The organism is Paenibacillus sp. FSL H3-0286, assembly GCF_045040705.1.
GTDB classification, from domain to species: domain Bacteria; phylum Bacillota; class Bacilli; order Paenibacillales; family Paenibacillaceae; genus Paenibacillus_AQ; species Paenibacillus_AQ odorifer.
In genome coordinates this window covers 5,302,374-5,321,819 of record NZ_CP150285.1, presented here as the reverse complement: position 1 = coordinate 5,321,819, position 19,446 = coordinate 5,302,374, and the positions used below count along the sequence as shown (strand labels likewise).

Below are 19,446 nucleotides of genomic sequence, written 5' to 3'. Positions count from 1 at the left end.
TCGTGCACTTCTATTCTAAGGAGGAAGAAGATATGAACAGGACCGCACCCTGGGGGCAAGAAGACACCATAAGCCGAAAAGTAACGGCTATAGCCATAATCGTGGCGATGATAATGAGTCTTTTATATGGTTATTCTCCGCGAACCGCTGCGGCCGCTGCTGCCAGCTGGCAGGCGAATACCACTTATACGATCAACGATTGGGTCATCTATAATGATCTGGAATATCAGTGTATACAAGCACACACCTCGGAGGAAGGGCTGAAACCTTCAATTGCGGTGGCGTATTGGGCGAAGAATGGCAAGCCGATTCCGGGCAAGCTTGAAGCCGAGAACTGGGACAGCATGCAAGGGGTTCAGAACGAGGCAACCACGGATACTGGAGCCGGTTTAGATGTGGGCAATATTGAAGCCGGAGATTGGCTGGAATACAAGGTAAATGTGGCTTCCGCAGGAATCTACACCGTAGATTTTCGTCTTGCTACGAAGTATTCAGATAAGGAGCTTCAATTGCAAGATAGCAGAGGAACTGTTCTGGCAGCGGTTTATGTGCCAAATACGACCGGTTGGCAAAAATGGACGACCGTAAGTGTGTCGGCAAATCTGAGTGCGGGTCCGCAAACCCTGCGCATCACGACGAATACCGGCAACTTCAATATTAACTGGATGATGTTCACTGATGTATTATCAGCCTCGATCCCGACAGGAGTAACCGGCAAGGCTGGTGATACACAAGCGATGCTTAATTGGCCGGCGGTTACCGGAGCGATTTCGTATAATGTGAAGCGTAGCGAAACAACTGGCGGGCCCTACGAGCTGATTAAGAACATGGATTCCAACCGGTATGTAGATAGCAAATTGATGAACGATAAAACCTATTATTATGTCGTCAGTGCAGTAACCGATTCCGGCGAAAGCCCAAATTCCATGGAAGTAGGCATCACGCCAATTCTGCTACCCGACATACCAGCTGCTCCGACAGGGTTGACGGGAATAGCAAGGGACAGCCAAGTGACCCTGAAATGGGAGTCTGTCGAAGGTGCGGAGCAATACCATTTGCTCAGAAGGGATGACGGAGGGGCTAAGTATTCGGTCATCGCGTCGGATTTGACGGCAACCCAATATAACGACGCCGGATTGACTGACGGAATGGTATATGAATACACCGTTCAAGCTCAAAATGCGGGTGGCTTAAGCGAAAATTCGGTCTCCGCTAAGATTTCTCCAGTTACCCCTTTAGCGAAACCAACTGGATTGATTGCTGTTCCTGGTGATGCCCGCGTGGATATAACATGGAACCCTGTGCCGGGAGCCTCCTCGTACTCAGTGAAGCGAAGTGTAATATCGGGGAGAACGTATTCGGTCGTGGCTAGCAACCTGACCGCTCCGGAATTTACTGATAGCACCGTACACAACGGAACGAATTATTATTATGTTGTATCTGCCTTAAGTGCTCAGACGGAAAGTATGAATTCCGATCAAGCACGCGTATCCCCGGTTCATTTCCAGCAGGGGGTACCTTCTTCGCCGAATGAAGTAACAGCACAAGCGGGAGTTAGCAAGGTTAACTTGCAGTGGACCGAGGTTGCTGAGGCTGATTCATACCTCGTTAAACGGGCGGCTTCGTTGGCGGGACCCTTTACAACGATCGCTAGCGTAACCCAAACAAACTATCTAGACAACAGCATAACAAACGGTCTGACCTATTATTATGTTGTATCTGCTGTTAATGCGAGGGGCTCGGGAGCAGATAGCCTGATCCAAATCGCCACTCCAGCTAAAGTAATTGTAGTTGCGAAGGATGGAACGGGAGATTATACGACCGTTACGGATGCTCTGAATTCGATTCCAACTGGGAATTCGACCCGGCGGGTGATCTATATCCAAGACGGTATCTATCATGAAAAGGTAGCCGTGCCGAATTCTAAGCCATTAGTTAGTTTAGTTGGTGAAAGCAGAGACGGAACGATTTTGACCTATGACGATTATGCTAATTCCGGAATAGGTACTGGAAACAGCCACACGTTGTTAGTTTCTGCCAGCGACTTTACGGCAGAAAATATGACGATTCGCAATACTTCGTTTGAGAGAGGAAATGTAGGTCCCGCAGTCGCACTTAACGTAACGGGCGACAGAGCAATTTTTACGAACGTTTATCTGGCAGGGTTCCAAGATACCTTGTACGCAAACGGCGGGCGACAGTACTTTAACCGATGCATAATTGAAGGGGACGTCGACTGGATCTTTGGGAATGCTGCGGCTTATTTCTACGATTCGGAGATTAAGTTCGTTGGTGGCTTTGGCGGTCATATGACGGCAGCCTCTACTGATGAGAAAGCTGAGTTTGGCTATGTTTTCATGAACTCGCGATTGACCCGCGGTACTTCTTCTTTGAAGGAATCGGTGACTCATGATCCTTGGAGACCGGAATGGGATATCGACACTAAGCTGGCTGCTACTAACGGTTCGCTAGATCTGGGTAGACCTTGGAGAGCTAACGCCAACGTGAAGTACATTAATACCTGGATGGATGCGCATATCAAAGCAGTAGGTTGGGATAATTGGGGAAATCCTTCTAACGAATCGACGGCGCGGTATGGTGAATACAACTCTTCGGGACCAGGTGCCAATGCGAAGGGCCGCTATCGCTGGTCGAGCCAATTGACATCTGACGAAGCCAATCAATACACCGTTCAGAATGTGCTGAAAGGAGCGGATGGGTGGGATCCTACGCTGTTCGGCACGCTTCCTGGGCATGAACAGAATGAACAGCAACCTGCTTCTCCAACCGGACTGAGTGTGACTTTCCCGAGCGGTGTTGATGCGACATTAGGCGATTCTCCCGTAGCTCTGTCGTGGAACACGGTTGAAGGAGCAAGTTCTTATCGTGTCTATCGCGGAAGCGAAGCGGGTGGTCCTTACTTGCCGATTGCATCCGATCTGATTCCGTCATCCACTTCCCCGCTGGCAACGATCCAAGGTGAGGATTGGACAGCGATGTACGGTGTCAAAACTCAGAATACGAGTGATGAAGGCGGAGGTCTAAATGTCAGTTATATCGATCCGGGAGATTGGATGGATTACGCGATACAGGTTCCTGCGGGTGGATTCTACACCTTGGATCTGCGCGTCTCTGCTCCGGACAGCGGTAAACAGCTTCAATTAAAGAGTGGGAATGGCAGCGTGCTGAGCACCGTAGATATTCCGCAAACCGGTGATTGGCAGAGCTGGACAACGGTCAGTGTGAATGTCAATCTTCCCGCTGGGAATCAAACTTTACGCCTTTATTCCGTAACGGGGAGCTACAACTTGAACTGGCTCCGCTTGACGGAGGGAGTGAAAGATAAGGTTCAATATTCGGATATGGTTGTGAACACAGGAGCTCCTTTTTATTATGTAGTAACTGCTGTGAATGCGAATGGAGAGAGCGTCTATTCAACTGAAGTATCTTTGTCTTCAGCTCCGGTGAAATTTGATCGTAATCATGTGAATCAAGCGAATCTGTCTGTATCCGTTAAACGCTCGGGAGACACAATGACGGGAATTATGCTCGGAACCCATGCACTGAATAAGGGGACCGATTACACTGCCAATGGAAGTATTTATACTCTTCGTGATGTCTTCTTGTCTCAGTTGCCGATTGGAAAAAATACACTAACTTTCACTTTCGCTTCCGGTACTAAAATTCTGTTAGCCATAGAAGTTGTGAATTCCACCATGCTGCCGGGACAGACCCTATCGAACATACCGGCACTGGAGCTTTATAGCCTTGAGGGGGTAGCTCCATTTTTGCCAAGCATCGTTCCCGTTCAATTTACGGATGGATCGGAGAAAGCATTGGCTGTCGTGTGGAGTTCAATCGATCCAGCTAAGTATGCATCTGTGGGGAACTTTACTGTGCAGGGAACTGTAACGGGCACCGATGTAAAGGCGACTGCGAAGGTTAGCGTCAAATCCGCGGATTCCGTGGGGGTTGTAACGGGCGGGGATGACTTGCAAACGTATCAAAAAGATCTGCCATTCGATATGCCAGCGATTACGCTTCCAACATTTCCAAACGTAGATTTTAATATTGAAGATTATGGCGCTGTTGGAGATGGTATAACCAAAAATACGGCGGCATTCGCAAAGGCAATTGAGGCGGCTACACTGGCAGGTGGAGGGCGTGTCGTCGTACCTGCTGGTGTATGGCTGACAGGAAGTATCCAAATGGCAAGTAATATTGATCTGCATGTAGAGGCTGGTGCACTCATTCAATTTAGTCCCGACTATGATGACTACAATTTGGTGAATGCAAAATATCAACCGATGCTGGCGGCATCGGGGCTCAGCAACATCGCGATCACAGGAAAAGGTGTTATCGATGGCAATGGGCAATATTGGCGTTATGTGAAGAAGGGCAAGGTCACAACCACGCAGTGGAATTATCTGTTGTCCTTGGGCGGAGTGTTGACCGATAACGGCAGTGTTTGGTATCCGTCTCAACAAGCTGTTGGGGTATATCGTCCTATCATGGTCGACATCTATAATAGCAGCAATGTGTTAGTTGATGGACCTACCTTTATGAATTCACCACAATTTGCGACTAGCTTTACGAAGATTCGGAATCTGGTGATCCGTAATTCAACGGTCAATAACGACGCTTGGTACCAGAACGGAGACGGTCTTGATGTCACTTCTTCGCAGAATGTTGTTTTATATCACAACACGGTGAATGCCGGAGATGATGGAATCGGGATGAAGGCCAGCTATGACCCGAGTCCGACAAACGCTTTGTCCGAAGTCGTAATTGCCGACAACATTGTTTTTCGTGGCCATGGCGGATTGTCTATCGGAAGTAACACATCCGGAGGCATTCATAACCTTGCGGTTCGCAACAATCAATATATCGGAACGGATAATGGGATCAATATTAAAAGCTTTGTTGGTGGTGGTGGTCCTATCGAGAATATCTATATCGATGGTCTCCATATGCAGAATATTGGTTATACGGCATTATCCATTAATGATTTCTATACGGGGCACAGCGAAGCAGTGGATAATGCGCAGCTGGGAGTCGATAACCGGGTTCCAGAGGTTAAAAATATCCAAATTCGTAACGTTACGGTGGACGGAGCTTCGGAAGCAGTGTCCATCGATGCACTGGCCAATGTGCCTTTGCGTAATGTGGAGTTGACCAATGTAAAAATGTCGACTCAAACTGGATTCGTGTCCAGTAATACGACTGATATTCATTTCAATCATGTTCAGATCGTTCCGGCGAACGGAACCCTCTATACCATGAACAATGCAGCCGATATTTTATTGAATGACGTTCTTTGTCCGCCTGGCACAAGCACCTTTATCCATTTGAAGGGATTCGCGAGTAATATCCTATTGCAGGATACGGATTTTTCGCAGGCGGGGATACCGTTTCACTTGGATTCAGGCATAAGTCCTTCAGTTATTACGGTCTCTAATCCGGGTTCCATTCAGATTCCTAAAGCACCCGCAAACGTAAGTGCAACTACGGGCAGGGCCGAAATCTTGCTACGCTGGGATGAGGTTGCCGGAGCTGATTATTATGCAGTGAAGCGAAGCGTAAATAGCTCAGAGGGGTATGTAACCATTGCCTCCAATGTCACGGACAGCACTTATTTGGACAATGCCGATCTTACTGCTGGTAATTATTATTATGTGATTACGGCAGTTAATGTTGGAGGTGAGAGCGATAACTCTAACGAGGTCAGCGCGGTTGTAAATGCTCCGTCCTTAAGTCTTCCCTATGCTACGGTTATGGGAGAAGGAACAACGTTTGCCGGCCAACAATTTGGTTTGGTTTATGGCTTAAATAATGATTACGTTACAGAAAGTGTCAGCACTGTTGTTTATGGTCAAGAGTTGACGTTTGAATATGACCCGGACCTAATTCTTTACGATTCGGTAGAATGCTTAGCGGATGAATGGGGAGTGGAATCCGTCGATAAGGATGAGGTGAATGGAAAAATCACAATCAAGCTCGCAAGCACTGGAGCTGGTATCCTTCCAAGCGGAGACATGCTCAAAATGCTCTGGCATTCATCAAACCTGAACTATGCCGGCGATAAGACGGCCTATCTTCATTTGCACCCCGTTTTGATTGCCGATGGGAGCCAAACGGTATCAAAGCTATCTAATACGATCTATGGCATGAAGATCATGATAGACAAAACGGTCCTGGCCAGCAGGGTTGATGTAGCGAAGAGCCTTACGGCAGATCAATACAATCCATCCACTTGGTTAATCTTGCAAACCTATCTAACCTCTGCGAAAGTGATTCTTGCTGGATCGCAAGCTACACAGAATCAGGTGAATGCAGCTGCCTCGAACTTGCAGTTGGCTATGGATGGGTTAGACGGCGCCTCGGACAAATCGGCTCTGGCATTAAAGATTGCTATAGCACAAGCAACATCCGATTACGCCACTATTGGCAGTAAATGGGGGCAATATACGAAGACGGTAGTGAATGAGCTTAATAATGCAATCGGTAAAGCTATGCAGGTCGTGAATAATCCGAACGCAACTAAGGTTTCTGTGGAGCAGGCAATCATTGATCTGGATGCGGCGCTGGCAACTTTCTTGAGCTCGGCCAATCCAGCAAGTATCGGTGATTTGGCTATTCTGTCCGCTCATTACGGTATAAGCTCCGCACATACGGATTGGATCCGATATCAGATTTATGATCTGAATAAAGATGGTCTTTTGGATATTGTGGATCTTGCGGCGTTAGCCCAGCTTATTCTACATCCATAAAGTAGCCAAAGACGAGTCCCAATCAGGGGCTCGTCTTTTTTTTGAGAAATTGAATAAAAACAAACAAGGTTTGATAAAAAACAAACCCATCTCTTCGAGCTAAGAGTTATTATAAGAGGAGAATCCGAAACGACTTCATTTGGGGGAAATACATGATCTCGTATCTTTCTAGAAGCCCAATCAAAATTAAGCTGCTTATCTATTTTTTGCCTATTCTTGTGTCATCCGTTGCGCTTACCGGTTTTTTTTCCTATTTCACTGCCGTTAAGCAGCTCGAACAAAACGCTTATTATTTGCTAAGCGATACGACCGAGCAAACGGGCTTTTTTCTTAACGACAAGCTTTATACGATCTTCGAACAGCTGGTGTCAATCGAGAACAATTCGGCTTTTCAATATATTTTATTAGATAATGGACAAGACGAAGGAGAACATCGCTACGATGATATCATCGATCTTCATAAACAGTTCGAGGAAGCCTACCGGAATCATTTGCAAGTCATCGATTCAATTTTTGTCACGTTTAATAATGGCCGGACCTTCAACATACAGAAGGACTTTATTCCCCGGCATGTCGGTGTGAATCTTAATGAATGGCTGGCCGAATACAACCAAAAGGATGCAGAAAGCAGTTATTACTGGTTGAATACGCATGAGGATCAAGTGTTTACTACTGTCACGAAACGTAATGTTGTAAGCGTATTTAAAATTATCGGAAATCTTGATTCCGAGGTCAGTGGCATGGCTCTCATTAATATGAAGGAATCCTATCTGCTCGACATTTTACAGAATGTCAATATTAGTCCCAATGGCTCGCTGGCTCTGATCAGTCCAGATGGGGTGATGTATTCCAAGCCGTTATCCAAAGAGTACGCTATCGGCGATGAGATCGTGAACGATATCCGTAATAACGCTAATCACCAGGGAGATTTAAGGGCGGCCAGCAAGTCGGACCAACGTATGATGATTCACTTTACAACGTTATCGCTGAACGGGTGGAAGCTCGCCGCCATCGTTCCTGAAAGCGATATCTTAGCCAAGGCAAGCCAGATTAAATCGATAACGCTTACAATCGTAGCTGTTATTCTCGTAGTTTTTATTATCATGGCAACCTATTTTGCCAGCAGCCTGACGAATCCCATCCGTTATTTGTCCAAACAAGTGAAGAGTTTTAGACAAGGGAACCTAAATGTTAACTTTCAGCTGAAAGAGCAAAATGAAATTGGTGTATTAGCCAGTGGGTTGGAGAATTTAGTCGATTCGGTTCGCCAATTGCTGGAGCAAGTTAAGGATGAACAGGAACAGAAGCGGCAAATGGAGTTATTAGCATTGCAGTCGCAAATTCAACCACATTTTCTATACAACACTCTCGGATCTATCAAACATATGATTGATTTGGGTGAGAAGGAAAAGGCATCGACTATGGTTAGTGCGCTGGCCCACTTTTTTCGGATCGGCATTAGCAGAGGGCGGGAGGTCATAACGCTTAGAGAAGAGATTGAGCATGTTCAAAGCTACTTGCAAATTCAAAATATCCGTTACCAGAAAGATTTTGAATTTGAGATTCAAGTTGAAGAGAGCATTATGCATCTTCCTATCATGAAACTGACCTTGCAGCCTATTGTCGAGAATGCCATCTATCATGGCATCAAAAACAAGAAGGGGAAAGGGATCATCAGAATAACAGGAAGGCCAAGCGGGGATGCAGCAATAATTGAAGTCTTCGACGATGGTGCAGGGATGGATGTAGAGAAGGTACAGGAGATGAATACTTCTATTCAAGCGCAGAATGTTCAAGAGGCTCCAGTGACATTCGGGCTGCGTAATGTTCACCGACGGCTGGCGCTGCAATTCGGCTACGGGTTCGGGATTCGGCTGGATAGTGAAGAAGGGGTTTATACCATAGTGACTGTAAGGATTCCATATACGAAAAATGAGGTGACGAATCGTGCATAAGCTGGTCATTGCAGACGATGATGAATGGATTAGGGAAGGGCTTCGCAGGAATATTCATTGGGATCAGGGAAACATTCAGGTGGCAGGAGTTGCAGTGGACGGGAAGGAAGCTTGGGAACTTATCCAAAGGGAGAAGCCGGATCTACTGCTCTCGGATATTCGCATGCCTTTTATGGATGGACTGAAGCTTGCCGCCCAAGTGAAGGAGAATGGCTTGGATTTGAAGATTGTCTTCTTAACGGGGTATGATGATTTTTCTTATGCTAAGGAGGCGCTACAGCTTCAAGCGTTTGATTACATATTAAAGTATGAAGATAACGATAAAATCCTGCGGACAATCATGAATGCGTCTGAGGCACTGGAGGAAGAGCGGAGAAAACGTGAGAAGGATATAAAAAGCCATGGTCTTATCGTGAACCAATTTTTTAGCGAGTTGATCTCTGGGTCGGGGAATGAGGAAGCGATTGATAGGGAGGCGAAGCTGCTCGATTTAACGTTTTGCGGCTCGGTGTTCGTGATGGCTGTTCTGAGCTTGGATGGTGTCGGAAGGTTTCTTAAACCCAATAAACCCGTCGATCTGGAGCTATTATTGTTCACTCTCAAAAACCTTTGCAATGAGGTGCTAGAATCTGCAATTTGCGACGGGGTTCAGGTGTATGCGATTCAATATAACCACCGGATCAATCTGTTGTTCAACTACCGAAACGAGGGTGTGGAGAAGCTGAAGCAGGATACCGAGCTTATTGCCCGCCGCTTAACAGTGATGATTGAGCAATATCTCAAAGTTCACGCCAAGATCGGTATAGGCAGTATTGGTGAAGGGTTTAAACATATTGGCGTCTCCTACGAGGAAGCATTGATTGCGACACAGATGAAGGATGTCCGGATGGATCAATCGATTATTTTCTATGATCAGGTCAAATATTCAAGCAATTCGCATCAAGCTATTCTTCGCACAATTATGGATTATATCGCAAATCATTATCAGAATGAGAATCTGGACTTAAAAGAAGTAGCGGAGACGGTCCACATTACACCATCGTACGTCAGTACTTTGTTTAAAAAGTATACGGATGTTAATTTTTGTGAGTATATTGTCCAAGTGCGAATAGATAAAGCTACTGAACTGCTTGTGCATACCGATTTAAAGGTATATGAGGTTGCTGAGAAAATTGGGTATGTGAATACCCAGTATTTTAGTGTTTTGTTCAAGCGGCATACAGGGTTTACCCCGATGGAGTATAGACAGCAGCATAGCTCGTAATAGTTGGAAAGCGTTCACAAACAGCCTTATTCCAGTCAATGATTGGGATGAGGTTGTTTTTTTGCTGCTATTTTTTATTTTCAAAAAAACAAACAAACTTTGCAAGATATATTATTTAGCTAGCTTTATGCATAGCCTATTATTCTTATTGAGGTGATTATTTCATGAAGGTGAAACAACAATTAGCAACAGGACAAGTGACGGGAACGTCCAAGAGAAAAAACAAGATGATCGGCAGCGACAGGATATTTCCTTACGTTCTGATCATCCCGACTGTCGTTCTCATGGCGGTCATTATGTTCTACCCTATTTTACAAGTCTTCCAACTAAGCTTTCAGAACTATGACTTGACTCGGCCGATGGATGACGGTTTTGCCGGGTGGAGTAACTTTAAGCAGATTTTATTCCATGACGATCTGTTCCCAAGCTCGCTATGGATAACCATCAAGTGGGTGGTTATTGAAGTCGTTCTTCAGCTCGTGTTCGGCTTAGGTGTGGCCCTGTTGCTTAATCAGGCCTTCCGGTTTAGAGGCGTTATACGTTCGCTCGTGCTGATTCCTTGGGCGGTATCAGGCGTTCTTACGACAATGCTGTGGTCGCTCATGTACAACCAGCATATCGGAGTCATTAACGATCTTTTGAAGAGGTTAGGGATTATTCACGAGAATATCGCTTGGCTGTCGAACACCCATACCGTATTCGGTTCGGTTGTACTGGCCGAGTTGTGGAGAGGGATCCCGTTCTTTGCAGTCGCACTGCTTGCTTCCTTGCAGTCTATTCCGAAAGAAGTCTACGAGTCCTGCGAAGTCGACGGTTGCGGAAAGGCAAGAAAGTTATTTTCCATTACCCTGCCTTATCTTAAGGAAAGTATTATTTTCACTACGATGCTAAGAGCCATCTGGGAGTTCAACTCTATCGATATGATCTTCACGATGACAAACGGCGGTCCAATGAATATGACAACCACTCTCCCGATTTATATGTTCCAGACGGCAATTTTGAACGGGAATTATGGCTATAGTTCGGCTATGGGGGTCCTTTCCTTCGCTGTTCTAATGATTTTCGTGGTCGTCTATATGAAATTAAGCAGAGGTGGCCAAAATGAGTAAGCTTAAACGTTTTTTAACCACTTTGTGTTTGTTCTATATTCCTATGACTGTTACGTTGTTGTTTGTCCTGCTGCCTTTTCTTTGGGACATCTCAACTTCCCTTAAACATGAGAATGATATTATCAGCTCCACGATTCGTTACCTTCCGCATCCAATTACGTTTGATAATTTCATAAAGGTGTGGAGTGTCAACAATTTTTCGAGATTTTTTGTAAACAGTCTTTTCATCTGTACGGTGTCGGTGATTTTTATTACATTGCTGTCGATTTTCAACGGCTATGCTTTGAGCAGATTTAAATTTGTTGGAAAAAATGCTTTTATGCTTATGATGCTGGGCACTCAGATGCTTCCGGTTATCTTATTCGTCATCCCGTTGTTCCTGATTTTTAAGAGCATGGGGATTATGAATACGCCTTTTGCGATCATATTGTTCTATATCGTTTCACAGGTTGCGTTCAACTCGCTGTTGATGCAAGGATTTGTATCTGGTATTCCGAAGGAAATTGACGAAGCGGCTATGGTCGACGGAGCAGGAAGATTCCGGGTCTTGTTCACGATCATTACGCCAGTGATTCTACCGGGGATCGTAGCGACTGCTCTGTTCGCCTTTATCGGCTGCTGGAATGAGTTCTTGGTTGCTTTCTCATTCCTGACAGATGCGTCCAAATTTACGATCCCAATCGGACTGAAGTATTTAATCGGCCAGTACAGTGTAGAGTATGGATCGCTCGCAGCAGGCAGCATTATTGGATTGATACCGCCTATTGTGCTCTTTATGTTTATTCAGCGTTATCTGATTCAAGGTCTGACAGGTGGTTCGGTCAAAGGATAAAAAGGAAAAGGACGTGGGGAGGATTACTACATGAATCTTGGAGAATACGCAGAGCCTTGGGTTTCAGATCAGGGAGACGGAACTTATATCAATCCAATCCTGCATGCGGACTATTCGGACCCGGACGTAATTCGCGTCGGTGATGACTTTTATATGACCGCTTCTAGCTTCGGGCACATTCCCGGATTGCCGATCCTGCATTCGAAGGACTTAGTCAATTGGGCAATCATCAATCATGCTGTGCTGGAGATGAACTTGGAGGGGTATGACCGTCCGCAGCATGGCAATGGCATCTGGGCACCTAGCCTAAGATTCCATGGCGGGAAGTTCTGGATCTTCTATGGCGATCCAGATGTCGGCATCATGATGACTTCGGCGGTGGACCCTGCCGGAGAATGGACGCCATTGCATCTGGTTCAGGCAGGCAAAGGCTTAATTGATGCTTGTCCCTTCTGGGATGAGGACGGACAGGCGTATTTGATTCATGCCTATGCGAAGAGCCGCAGCGGCATTAAGCACAAGCTGCGGCTGTGCCGAATGTCCGCTGACGGTAAAGGGCTGCTGGACAAAGGCCGGATTATTTATGATGGAACCGAAAATCATCCGACTCTGGAAGGACCAAAGTTATACCAGCGCAACGGATATTATTATATCCTTGCTCCGGCAGGGGGCGTGGCAACCGGATGGCAGACAGTGTTCCGTTCCCGAAACATCTGGGGTCCTTACGAGGACCGAATCGTTCTGCAACAAGGGCAGACCTCAGTAAACGGCCCGCATCAAGGCGGACTAGTGGAGCTGGATTCGGGCGAATCGTGGTTTATCCATTTCCAGGATAAAGGACCTTATGGCCGGGTCGTTCATTTGCAGCCGGTCAGCTGGGTAGATGACTGGCCTTTGATGGGAGAGCTTCAAGCAAGCGATGGAGCTGGAGTGCCAGTGATACGTTACCGAAAGCCTGAGGTCGGGAAGGCATACGCAGTGTCAGTGCCTGCAACTTCTGACGATTTCGAGTCTTCAACGCTTGGATTGCAGTGGCAGTGGCAGTCTAACCCCAAATCGTCTTGGTATAGTCTCGAGGCAAGAGAGAGCTATCTTCGGTTAAATGCTGAACATAAACCCGTAGACAACAAAGGGCTATACCATAGTCCGCAGCTCTTGCTGCAGAAATTCCCAGCACTTTCATTTACAGCAGCCTGCAAGGTTGACCCTTCGGGCTTGGGAATAGGGGAGTCCGGAGGTTTGATGATTTTTGGTTATCGTTATTGTTGCTTGGTGGTACGAAGATTAGAGGATCAAGAACTGAAGGGGACGCTAGCCCTATCGCTTATGCAAGGAGATGATACGGGAGAGACAGAAATGTGGTCATATCCTTTGATAGACACGGATAATCTCTTCTTGCGGGTCGAGGTATTAGAGGATGCGACTTGCCATTTCGGCTACAGCTTGGAGGGTACAGACTTCACTTCCGTACCTGTAGAGTCATTTCAAGCTATAGAAGGACATTGGGTGGGAGCTAAGACAGGTCTATTTGCCGTAGGTTCCGGCAATGGAGGATATCTTGATATCGATTGGTTCCGAATCACCAAGTAAGTGAATAACCAAGTAACCGAATAACCCCAAAACAAAGGAGAAGCTTATGCTAAATGTTTCGAAGCGAAATGAGCCTCTGGTAAAACATATTTACACTGCTGATCCGTCGGCTCATGTTTTTGAGGATAAACTATATATTTATGTGTCTCACGATCTTGAAATCAGCGTTCCCAACAACTTAGATGGAGATCATTATGCTATGGAGGATTACCATGTTCTAACTATGGATGATAGGTCAGCAGAATTCGTAGACGATGGTGAAATACTCCATATGAAGGATGTCCCGTGGGTATCCAAGCAAATGTGGGCTCCAGACGCTGGCTTCCGAAACGGCAAATATTATCTTTATTTTCCGGCGCGGGATCTCAGCGGGGTGTTTCGGATTGGTGTGGCGACAGCGGATTCACCGGCGGGACCTTTTACGCCGGAGGCGGATTACATGGAGGAAAGCTTCAGCATTGATCCGGCCGTATTCAACGACGATGACGACGAGGTTTATCTGATCTTAGGAGGGCTTCGCGGGGGGCAGCTGGAGAAGTGGAGTACGGATACCTACATGCCTGATGGCACAGGGCCGGCTCCACACGAACCTGCATTGGGACCTCGCGTGGCAAAGCTAAGCAAGGATATGTTGTCCTTTCAGGACAAATTAATGGAAATCTCCATCATTGATACTGAAGGACGTCCTATTCTGGCAGGCGATGAAGAAAGAAGATTTTTTGAAGGTCCTTGGATGCATAAATACGAGGGGAAATACTACCTCAGTTATTCTACAGGGAACACACATAAAATCGTCTACGCCATTGGAGACAATCCGCTGGGACCCTTTACGTTTCAAGGCACACTTCTGACCCCGGTGATCGGATGGACAACGCATCATTCCATCGTGAACTTTCGGGACAAATGGTATCTATTTTATCATGATAGTTCTTTGTCGGACGGTGTGAGCCATAAGCGCTGTGTGAAGGTTACTGAATTAAAGTATAATGCGGACGGAACGCTGCGAATGATCGATCCAAATTTAGTATAGATAGACTTGTATGGCAACAAGGAATGGTTTTGTAGGATTCCCCTCAGGTAGGCAGTGGAAACAGACCTCATGGTAGATGAGTCTAATCACAGTCAATCGGAGGGGATCTTTTTATATGATAATTGGATGCGCTTTCATTAAAGGGGGTGATCATTCAGGTAAGGTCGTTTCACTAAAATAAGTAGGAGGGATCGGATCAAATGATTAAAAAAGTGCTACGTAGTTTAATGCTGGGAAGTTTATTGGTGACTCTAACTTGTTCTAATCTAGCAGGCAAAGCAGAGGCGGCAGCGGTAAATACAATTCCTAACGCGTCTAAGGTTGAGCAGGGTTATGACAGCAGTTTTTTATCAGTTCCTGGTTTTGCATCATTAGGTGTAAAAGATAGAAGCAGTTATGCAGGTACCTCATATTATCGAACGGTCAGCAGTGGCCGAGAGTTTTTACAAGCAATCTTGGATGCAGGCAGTGGTGCTGTAAAAGTTATTGAAGTTACAGATAATCTAAACTTAGGGTGGACTGAATTAGCACTAAATTCTACTGAAATTTCAAAATATAGCTTTGTTACAAAATATCCTGATCCATCAAACGGATTCACGAACCCACTCTTAATAACCTCCGGTGTATCCAAATTAAGCATAGCCAATATTGATGGATTAACGATTTTTTCAGCTTCAGGTAAAACTATTAAACACGCAGAATTAAAATTGCAGAGCTCAGTGAACGATATTGTCATTAGAAATCTCAATTTTGATGAAATGTGGCAATGGGATGATACAGGTGAGCACAAAGAGGTAGGCTGGACTTTTATCAAGGTAAATGGCGCAAACAATGTATGGATAGACCACTGTAAGTTTTCGATAGCCGCGGATGGAATGATTGATATGGAAAATGGTTCAACGAATGTAACTTATTCTTGGAACGAATTTGGTCTAGCGGCAGCTCAAAATCTAGCGACTAGTAGCTCTATTTATAAGTCAATTGAATATATGGAGCAAAAATATGCAACAGGATCACTGAACTCCTCCACCAGCCTTTATTATAAAATGCGTAACGAAGGGGCTACCAAAAATCAAATTATGGCTTATGCCGCCTATCACTCCAAAGTTCATTTGGTAGGATCGGGTGACAAGGATTATACGAATTATGTGGGTTCTAACGGTGTGGAAATTAAAGATGGAAATCAAAGACTTCGCTTAACTTTAGCATACAATCGTTATACAAATGTTGGGTCGCGTCTGCCAATGATTCGTCAAGGAGTCGGGCATCTATTTAATAATTCTTTTGATAACTCTACACATCAGAATGTACTCGACAGCGTTACTGCAATCTCCAAATACGGCCATGATAAATTATCGCGTGGAATGAACGCCAGAAATGGAGCTTCTATAGCGGGGGACACCAATGTCTATAATGCTTTTAATGAACCGCTGATTGGTGCGGAGCGTCAAGGGGATGATACCGCCAATATGAATGCTCCTTTTGACGTATTGTTTAAGGATGCGATGAACCATAGTTTAATTGTAAATTCTACAGTAACAACTAGTAGCGGAACAACCTATACAGGCAGCAGTTGGGATAATAATGGCGTTAATGCCTTTACTAGCGGAATGAATTGGAATAACAAAGCAACCATTGGCCAGTGGGCTTGGTCATCATCAATAGTCGGAATTGAAAATATGAGTAAATCAAACCCGCCATCTACACCTTTTACATTCACTTATGGGTATAACGAGCAATTGCCTTATGCTTATAAAACAGTTCCTCTATCTGGCGTTGTCTCCACAGTAAATCAATATGCCGGGGTCTCAAAAGTTTCTTGGAACACTGCGGAGTGGTTAAAAACAAATTATTATGATGCCTATTCGACGATCGAAGCAGAACGTTATACCAGCATGTCTGGTGTGAAAAATGAAGCGAGTTCCGAAGGCGGTCAGAATGTCGGCTATATAGAGAATGGCGATTATATCGCGTTTAATAATGTTAACTTTGGAAGCGTCGGACCCACAAGTTTCGAAGCAAGAGTAGCGAGCGGTACATCGGGAGGAACTATCGAAATTAGACTGGACAGCTCAACTGGAACTCTGGTTGGAACTTGTCCGGTAGCGGGAACAGGCGGCTGGCAGACCTGGGTGACTAAAACATGTGCAATCAGCGGCGCCACCGGCACGCATAATGTATATCTAAAATTTACCGGTTCTAGCGGATATTTATTGAATCTTAATGGGTTCAAGTTTATTAAGTGATTTTATTAAGCGAGGTTCTGAGGGGGAGTGAAAAAACTTTATGCTGGGGCGGGCAGAGAGGTCTCGGCTGGAGCAGAAGCGGCGAAAAGGGAGCGGGAGTTATACCGTAGAATGTGGCGGATGGAGCGGAAGTGGCGAAAAGAGAGGCAAAAATGCCTTAGAATGAGGTGGATGGGGCGGATGTAGCGGAAAGAGAGGCAAAAATGCCTTAGAATGTGGCGGATCGAGCGGATGTGACGAAAAGAGAGGCAAAAATGCCTTAGAATGTGGGGGATGGAGTGGGAGTGGCGAAAAGAGAGGCAAAAATGCCTTAGAATGTGGCGGATCGAGCGGATGTGACGAAAAGAGAGGTAAAAATGCCTTAGAATGTGGCGGATGGAGTGGATGTGGTGAAAAAAGAGGCAAAAATGCCTTAGAATGAGGTGGGTGGAGCGGAAGTGGTGAAAAGAGAGGCATAAATGCCTTAGATTGTGGCGGATGGAGTGGATGTGGCGAAAAGAGAGGCATAAATGCCTTAGAATGTGGCGGATGGAGTGGAAGTGGTGAAAAGAGAGGCAAAAATGCCTTAGAATGTTGCGGATGGAGTGAATGCGGCGAAAAGAGAGGCATAAATGCCTTAGAATGTTGCGGATCGAGCGGAAGTGGTGAAAAGAGAGGCATAAATGCCTTAGATTGTGGCGGATGGAGCGGATGTGGCAAAAAGAGAGGCAAAAATGCCTTAGAATGTGGCGGATGGAGTGGATGTTACCGGATCGAGCAAAACGCGGAGAAATGAACGGTATAAATCCCGCAGAATGCAGCTGATCGAGCGAATGTGGCGAAAAGAACGGTATGAATCCCGCAGAATGCAGCTGATCGGGCGAATACGGAGAAATCTACGGTATAAATCCCGCAGAATGCGGCTGATCGGGCAAATGTGGTGAAATGAACGGTATAAATCCCGCAGAATGTAGCTGATCGGGCGAATACGGAGAAATCTACAGTATAAATCCCGCAGAATGTACCGGATCGAGTGAAGGTGGCGAAAAGAGAGGCATAAATGCCCTAGCATGTGGCGGATCGGGCGAATGTGGTGAAAAGAGAGGCATAAATACCTTAGAATGTGGCGGATCGAGCGAATGCAGGGAAAAGAGAGGCAAAAATGCCCTAGAATGTGGCGAATCGAGCGAATGTGGTGAAAAGAGAGGCAAAAATGCCCTAGAATGTGGCGAATCGAGCGAATGTGGGGAAAAGAGAGGCAAAAATGCCCTAGAATATGGCGGATCGAGCGAATGTCACCAGATCGAGCATATACGGTGAAATAAACGGTATAAATCCCGCAGAATGCAGCTGATCGAGCGAATGCGGTGAAATGAACGGTATAAATCCCGCAGAATGCAGCTGATCGAGCGTATGTGGCGAAATAAACGGTATAAATCCCGCAGAATGCAGCTGATCGGGCGGATGCGGGGAAATGAACGGTATAAATCCCGTAGAATGCAGTCGATCGGGCGAATACGGAGAAATGAACGGTATAAATCCCGCAGAATGCAGCTGATCGAGCGAATGTGGCGAAAGGAACGGGATAAATCCCGCAGAATGCACCGTATGGACCGGGACCAATACACCCTAAAGGAGTGATTCCCCCCATTAACCGGAGAACCACTCCTTTTTTATAACCAACTTTATAATCCGATCAACGACGACCTCCGTGATGCTTAACTGTGTATTTTGCTGAACTCGATTCGCGAGCTGAAGGACCTGGTAAACTCTTTTTCGATTATTGTTTTCATGATGTTGTGATGCACTTTGAGTTGTGATTGATCGGCGTGGTCTCTAAGGAGTTCAAAGAGCGCTGCTGATTTTTTGAAGCCTGTATCATCGTCTAGCTTGATGCTTAATAACAAGATTTCTAGAATAGTGTTGATTGTATCGTACATATTCTCTTGTTTATAGTAATACATCGCCAGCAAATAAATGTAATCCTCATGGTATTTGATATTCACAATAGTCTCATGTTCTCCTATGTCATCAACATTGATTTTGAATTCCTTCAGAATCCAATCAACGGAATAATCATGTATTATCGAAGATTCTAAGATTGTAATGAGTCCCGGCAATAATTCTTCATCATCACTTTTTCTAATAAACTCAACGTATTTATGTAGCACTCCCATTTTGCCTTCCAGCAGATCGATAACGTATGAATTGGCCTTTGCTATATTGCGGTAATATTCGACTTCATAAATGGCCTCTTCATCTAAACCTCCTATCCAGCCAAGGTCAGCATACTTCTGAATACATAGTTTTGCCTCGTCAAACTTACCGGACTTTTGTAGTGCTATACCTTTTGCGCATGAGCTATATCCAAAATAATAGGGGATACTCCGCTTCAGTTTAGGACCTCTTATGAGGTTACTATTGTTTTCATATATGATGGAAATTTGTTCGTGTAGCTTGTCTGCAATTTCAATCATGGCATCCCAATTCTCAAATGAAAATGATGCCTTAAGCATCTGAATCAAGGAATCCACATTCAACTCTTCCAAATCCAACTTCAATCCTATCTCCCTTTCTAGAGCATATCATGCATCGATTAAGATAATTGTATTTCATTTCTAAATTATTCATTTATTTTACATTAAATCATGTGATTTCCATCACGTTACAT

Annotated in this window: 10 protein-coding genes; 9 read left to right on the top strand and 1 reads right to left on the bottom strand. The window is 45.3% G+C overall.

Translation table 11 applies throughout. The features are described from left to right. Window positions 1-32: 32 nt before the first annotated feature. The 9 genes from MHB37_RS23850 to MHB37_RS23810 all read left to right on the top strand — a co-directional run bounded on the left by MHB37_RS23850 (window position 33) and on the right by MHB37_RS23810 (window position 18,416). Window positions 33-6,770: a pectinesterase family protein gene (locus MHB37_RS23850; RefSeq protein ID WP_405168598.1), complete on the top strand. Its 6,738-nt coding sequence runs from the start codon at window positions 33-35 to the stop codon at window positions 6,768-6,770. 152 nt (window positions 6,771-6,922) lie between these two features. Further along, on the top strand, window positions 6,923-8,725 hold the full coding sequence (locus tag MHB37_RS23845; RefSeq protein WP_076128903.1) for a sensor histidine kinase: 1,803 nt from the start codon (window positions 6,923-6,925) through the stop codon (window positions 8,723-8,725). Further along, on the top strand, window positions 8,718-9,989 hold the full coding sequence (locus MHB37_RS23840) for a response regulator (protein ID WP_076128906.1): 1,272 nt from the start codon (window positions 8,718-8,720) through the stop codon (window positions 9,987-9,989). Before MHB37_RS23845 ends, MHB37_RS23840 begins: the two co-directional genes overlap by 8 nt. Before the next feature lie 164 nt (window positions 9,990-10,153). Continuing rightward, the gene (locus MHB37_RS23835; protein ID WP_076128908.1) at window positions 10,154-11,098 is read left to right on the top strand and encodes a carbohydrate ABC transporter permease; all 945 of its coding nucleotides are present in this window, start codon (window positions 10,154-10,156) and stop codon (window positions 11,096-11,098) included. After that, a complete protein-coding gene (locus tag MHB37_RS23830) occupies window positions 11,091-11,930 on the top strand; it encodes a carbohydrate ABC transporter permease (RefSeq protein ID WP_076128910.1) in 840 nt (279 codons plus the stop codon). The genes MHB37_RS23835 and MHB37_RS23830 overlap by 8 nt, the downstream gene beginning before the upstream one ends. A 30-nt stretch (window positions 11,931-11,960) precedes the next feature. After that, window positions 11,961-13,520 carry a glycoside hydrolase 43 family protein gene (locus MHB37_RS23825; protein ID WP_341164209.1) on the top strand — a complete coding sequence of 520 codons (1,560 nt, stop codon included), beginning with the start codon at window positions 11,961-11,963 and terminating at the stop codon, window positions 13,518-13,520. Between the two features lie 46 nt (window positions 13,521-13,566). Beyond that, entirely contained in the window at window positions 13,567-14,550 is a 984-nt protein-coding gene (locus MHB37_RS23820) for a glycoside hydrolase family 43 protein (RefSeq protein ID WP_076219248.1), read from the top strand. Between the two features lie 200 nt (window positions 14,551-14,750). Then, complete coding sequence (locus MHB37_RS23815) at window positions 14,751-16,796, top strand: carbohydrate-binding protein (RefSeq protein WP_405168597.1); 2,046 nt, start codon at window positions 14,751-14,753, stop codon at window positions 16,794-16,796. Window positions 16,797-18,188: 1,392 nt separating this feature from the next. Then, window positions 18,189-18,416 carry a hypothetical protein gene (locus MHB37_RS23810; RefSeq protein WP_405168596.1) on the top strand — a complete coding sequence of 76 codons (228 nt, stop codon included), beginning with the start codon at window positions 18,189-18,191 and terminating at the stop codon, window positions 18,414-18,416. A 77-nt stretch (window positions 18,417-18,493) separates the two neighbouring features. Here the strand turns inward: MHB37_RS23810 and MHB37_RS23805 are convergent, their stop codons facing one another. Continuing rightward, on the bottom strand, window positions 18,494-19,336 hold the full coding sequence (locus MHB37_RS23805) for a hypothetical protein (protein ID WP_076191803.1): 843 nt from the start codon (window positions 19,334-19,336) through the stop codon (window positions 18,494-18,496). Window positions 19,337-19,446 lie beyond the last annotated feature (110 nt).

What these genes read in the sequence shown, in the direction of transcription:
- MHB37_RS23845 (WP_076128903.1), top strand. Translation starts at nt 6,923, where the DNA reads ATGATCTCGTATCTTTCTAGAAGCCCAATCAAAATTAAGCTGCTTATC.
- MHB37_RS23825 (WP_341164209.1), top strand. Translation starts at nt 11,961, where the DNA reads ATGAATCTTGGAGAATACGCAGAGCCTTGGGTTTCAGATCAGGGAGAC.
- MHB37_RS23850 (WP_405168598.1), top strand. Translation starts at nt 33, where the DNA reads ATGAACAGGACCGCACCCTGGGGGCAAGAAGACACCATAAGCCGAAAA.
- MHB37_RS23820 (WP_076219248.1), top strand. Translation starts at nt 13,567, where the DNA reads ATGCTAAATGTTTCGAAGCGAAATGAGCCTCTGGTAAAACATATTTAC.
- MHB37_RS23810 (WP_405168596.1), top strand. Translation starts at nt 18,189, where the DNA reads ATGTGGCGAAATAAACGGTATAAATCCCGCAGAATGCAGCTGATCGGG.
- MHB37_RS23835 (WP_076128908.1), top strand. Translation starts at nt 10,154, where the DNA reads ATGAAGGTGAAACAACAATTAGCAACAGGACAAGTGACGGGAACGTCC.
- MHB37_RS23830 (WP_076128910.1), top strand. Translation starts at nt 11,091, where the DNA reads ATGAGTAAGCTTAAACGTTTTTTAACCACTTTGTGTTTGTTCTATATT.
- MHB37_RS23815 (WP_405168597.1), top strand. Translation starts at nt 14,751, where the DNA reads ATGATTAAAAAAGTGCTACGTAGTTTAATGCTGGGAAGTTTATTGGTG.